This is a genomic window from Streptomyces viridosporus (assembly GCF_002078235.1).
In the GTDB taxonomy this organism is placed as follows: Bacteria; Actinomycetota; Actinomycetes; order Streptomycetales; family Streptomycetaceae; genus Streptomyces; species Streptomyces viridosporus.
Window position 1 is genome coordinate 1 of sequence record NZ_MSGP01000243.1, and the last position, 4303, is coordinate 4303.

The window sequence follows — 4303 nt, forward strand, 5'->3', positions numbered from 1 at the left end:
GTGATCTACGAGGCCCACGTCAAGGGCCTCACCATGCGCCACCCGGGGCTGCCGGAGGAACTGCGCGGCACCTACGCGGGCCTCGCGCACCCGGCGGTGATCGAGCACCTGACCGAGCTCGGGGTGACCGCGCTGGAGCTGATGCCGGTGCACCAGTTCGTGAACGACCACCGCCTGGTGGACATGGGCCTGAACAACTACTGGGGCTACAACACCATCGGCTTCTTCGCCCCGCACAACGCCTACGCGTCCTGGGGCGACCGCGGCCAGCAGGTGCTGGAGTTCAAGTCGGCGGTCAAGGCGCTGCACGAGGCCGGGATCGAGGTGATCCTCGACGTGGTCTACAACCACACCGCCGAGGGCAACCACCTGGGCCCGACCCTGTCCTTCAAGGGCATCGACAACCCCTCGTACTACCGGCTGACCGACGACCCCCGCTACTACATGGACACCACGGGGACCGGGAACTCCCTGCTCATGCGGTCCCCGCACGTCCTCCAGATGATCATGGACTCGCTGCGCTACTGGGTCACCGAGATGCACGTGGACGGGTTCCGCTTCGACCTCGCGGCGACCCTGGCCCGGCAGTTCCACGAGGTGGACCGGCTGTCGTCGTTCTTCGACCTGGTGCAGCAGGACCCGGTGGTCTCCCAGGTGAAACTGATCGCCGAGCCGTGGGACGTGGGCGAGGGCGGCTACCAGGTGGGCAACTTCCCGCCGCTGTGGACCGAGTGGAACGGCAAGTACCGGGACACCGTGCGGGACCTGTGGCGGGGCGAGCCGCGCGCGCTCGCGGAGTTCGCCTCCCGGCTGACCGGCTCCTCCGACCTGTACCAGAACGACGGACGGCGCCCGCTGGCCTCCATCAACTTCGTGACCTGCCACGACGGCTTCACCCTGCACGACCTGGTGTCGTACAACGACAAGCACAACGAGGCCAACGGCGAGGACAACCGGGACGGCGAGAGCCACAACCGGTCCTGGAACTGCGGCGTCGAGGGCGAGACCGACGACCCGGACGTGCTGCGGCTGCGGGCCCGGCAGATGCGGAACTTCATCGCGACGCTGATGCTCTCCCAGGGCGTGCCGATGATCAGCCACGGCGACGAGGTGGCCCGCACCCAGCGCGGCAACAACAACGCCTACTGCCAGGACGACGAGCTGGCCTGGCTCGACTGGCCCGAGGAGGGCGGGGACGGCGAGGGCGACGTCCGCCGGCAGCTGCTGGAGTTCACCCGCGCGATGGTGTGGCTGCGCAAGGACCACCCGGTCTTCCGCCGGCGCCGCTTCTTCCACGGGCGGCCGGTGGAGGGCACCCACGACGACCTGTCCGACATCGCCTGGTTCACCCCGGAGGGCAAGGAGATGACCCAGCGGGACTGGGACTCGGCGCGGGCGTCGGCGCTGACGGTGTTCCTCAACGGCAACGCGATCTCCGAGCCGGGGCAGCGCGGGGAGCGCATCACCGACGACTCGTTCCTGCTGATGTTCAACGCCTCGCCCAGGCCGCTGGACTTCGTGGTGCCGGTCGATCACGGCCGCCAGTGGCAGGTGGTCGTGGACACGGCCCGTGCGGACGGCGTCCCGCCGGGCACCGGTCCCAAGGTGCAGGCCGGTGCCCGGCTGACCCTGACCGACCGGAGCCTGACGGTGTTGCAGCGGCCGGTGTAGCGCACCCGGGGGCCACCCGTCCGGGCGACGGGTGGCCCGGTGGGGCGAGCGGGGGCACGAAAGGCGGCGGGGCGGGTACGTAGGTTCCCATGACCCTCGAGCAACCTGACCCGGCGGTGCCCACGGCCACGTACCGGCTGCAGCTGCAGCCCGGCTTCCCGTTCGCGGCCGCGGCGGCGGCCGTGCCGTACGTGGCCTCGCTCGGTGTGTCCCACCTGCACCTGTCCCCCGTCCTGGAGGCCGTCCCCGGCTCCGCGCACGGCTACGACGTGGTGGACCACGCGCGGGTGCGTGCGGAGCTGGGCGGCGAGGAGGGCCTGCGGTCCCTGGCGCGCACCGCGCGGGAGCACGGGCTCGGCCTGATCGTGGACATCGTCCCGAACCACATGGCGATGTCCCCGCGCCACAACCGCGCCCTGTGGGAGGTGCTGCGCGAGGGGCCCGCCTCGCGCCACGCGCGGTGGTTCGACATCGACTGGGAGGCCCAGGGCGGCCAGGTGCTGCTGCCCGTGCTCGGCGGCCCGCTCGGCGCGGAACTCGACCGGCTGAAGACCGACGGCGACGTGCTGCGCTACTACGACCACGCGTTCCCGCTGCGGGAGGGCACGGCCCACCTGCCGCTGCCGCAGCTGCTGGACGCGCAGTGGTACCGCCCCGTGTGGTGGCGCCTGGCCCGCACCGAGCTCAACTACCGGCGGTTCTTCAGCATCTCCGAGCTGATCGGGGTGCGGGTGGAGGACCCGGAGGTGTTCGAGGCCACGCACGCCAAGGTCCTGGAACTGCTGCGCGAGGGGGTGATCGACGGGCTGCGCGTCGACCACCCCGACGGACTCGCCGACCCGGACGGCTATCTGCGGCGGCTGCACGAGGCCACGGGCGGCCGGTGGACGGTGGTGGAGAAGATCCTCGCCGACGGCGAACCGCTGCCCGCCTCCTGGCCGGTCGCGGGCACCACCGGCTACGACGCCCTGCGGCACGTGGACGGCCTGTTCATGGACCCGGCGGGGCTCGGGGAGCTGCTCGGCCGGTACCGGCGGTTCGCCGCCCCGCAGACGGACCGGGGCGGCGACTGGGACGCCACCGCGCGGCGGGCCGCGTACAAGGTGATCACGCACGAGCTGGCCACCGAGGTCGACCGGCTGACCCGGGTGGCGGACCGGCTGTGCGCGACCTCGCCGGACCCCGCGCTGCGCGACCGCGCCCCCTGGGCGCTGCGCACCGCGCTCCAGGAGCTGCTGGTCCGGCTGGAGGTGTACCGCCCCTACGCGTCGGTGGACGCGTCCGCCGTGGTCACCGAGGAGGCCGCGGCCGAGGCCCGGCTCGCCTTCGCCGTCCCGGAGGAGGCGGGGGCGGTGGACGTCGTACGGGACCTGGTGCTCGGGCGGTACGGCGACGGGCCGGGGCAGGTGGAGTTCCGTACGCGGTTCGCGCAGACCGCGTCGGCGCTGCGGGCCAAGTCCGTCGAGGACACGGCGTTCTACCGCTACGTCCCGCTGCTGTCGGCGAACGAGGTGGGCCAGGACCCCGGCGACCCGGCGGTGTCCCCGGAGCGGTTCCACGCGTACTGCGCGCGGGTGCAGCGCGACTGGCCGGCCACCGGGACGGTCGTCTCGACGCACGACACCAAGCGCAGCGCCGACGTGCGGGCGGCGCTGCACGTCCTCACGGAGTGCCCGCGGCGCTGGGCGGACGTGCTGGCGGAGGTGACGCGCACCGGCGAGGGCGTGCCGGACGCCCAGCTGGCGTGGGCGGCCTGGCAGACGGTGTTCGGGCTGGGGCCCGCCGACGAGGAGCGGGTGCGGGGGACGCTGCTGAAGCATGTGCGCGAGGCGGGGATGCACACCAGCTGGACCGAGCAGGAGCCGGCGTACGAGGAGGCCGTGGCGCGGTTCGTGGCGGCGGGGCCGTGCGGGGCGCCGGGCGAGCGGGTGGCGGCGCTGCGCGCCGCGCTGGAGCCGCACATCCGGGCGAACGTCCTGGGCACGGCGCTGGTCCATCTGACGATGCCGGGGGTGCCCGACGTCTACCAGGGCACGGAGGGCGAGTACCGGGCCCTGGTGGACCCGGACAACCGGCGGACGGTGGACTTCCCGGCCGGGCCGCTCGAGCCCTCCGGGCCGTCCGGGCCGTCCGGTGACGGCGGCGGCAAGGAGGCGGTGACGCGGGCCGCGCTGCGGCTGCGGGCGCGGCGGCCGGACGTCTTCGGCGACACGGCGTCGTACGAGCCGCTGACCGCCGAGGGGCCCGCGGCGGCGCACTGCGTGGCGTTCGTGCGTTCCGGGCAGGCGCTGACCGCCGTCACCCGGCTGTCGCTGCGGCTGGCGGAGGCGGGCGGCTGGCGGGACACGCGCCTGCCGCTGCCGCCGGGCCGGTGGGCCGACGCGCTGGAACCGGGACGGGAGTTCACCGGGCACGCGCGCGTGGCGGAACTGTTCGAGCGGTGGCCGGTGGCCCTGCTGGAGCGGGCCGGCGGACGGGACGGCTGACCGCCCGCGCGCGGCCGGCCTCAGCGGGACGCCGTCGCGGACCCCTCGGCGGTCAGCGGCTCGTACGACGCGGTGGCCGCTGCCGCGAGCGGCCAGGTCTCCTCGAGCAGGCCGACGAAGGCCTCGGCGGCCTGCTCGAGGAGACC

General features: G+C 73.9%; 2 protein-coding genes. Both read left to right on the forward strand.

Translation table 11 applies throughout. The features are described from left to right. Positions 1-1671, forward strand: a 1671-nt coding sequence (gene glgX / locus B7L92_RS18200) for a glycogen debranching protein GlgX (protein WP_081238623.1), incomplete at its 5' end; no start/stop codon positions are given. A gap of 89 nt (positions 1672-1760) precedes the next feature. Beyond that, entirely contained in the window at positions 1761-4157 is a 2397-nt protein-coding gene (gene treY / locus B7L92_RS18205; RefSeq protein ID WP_081238624.1) for a malto-oligosyltrehalose synthase, read from the forward strand. The last annotated feature ends 146 nt before the right edge of the window (positions 4158-4303 follow it).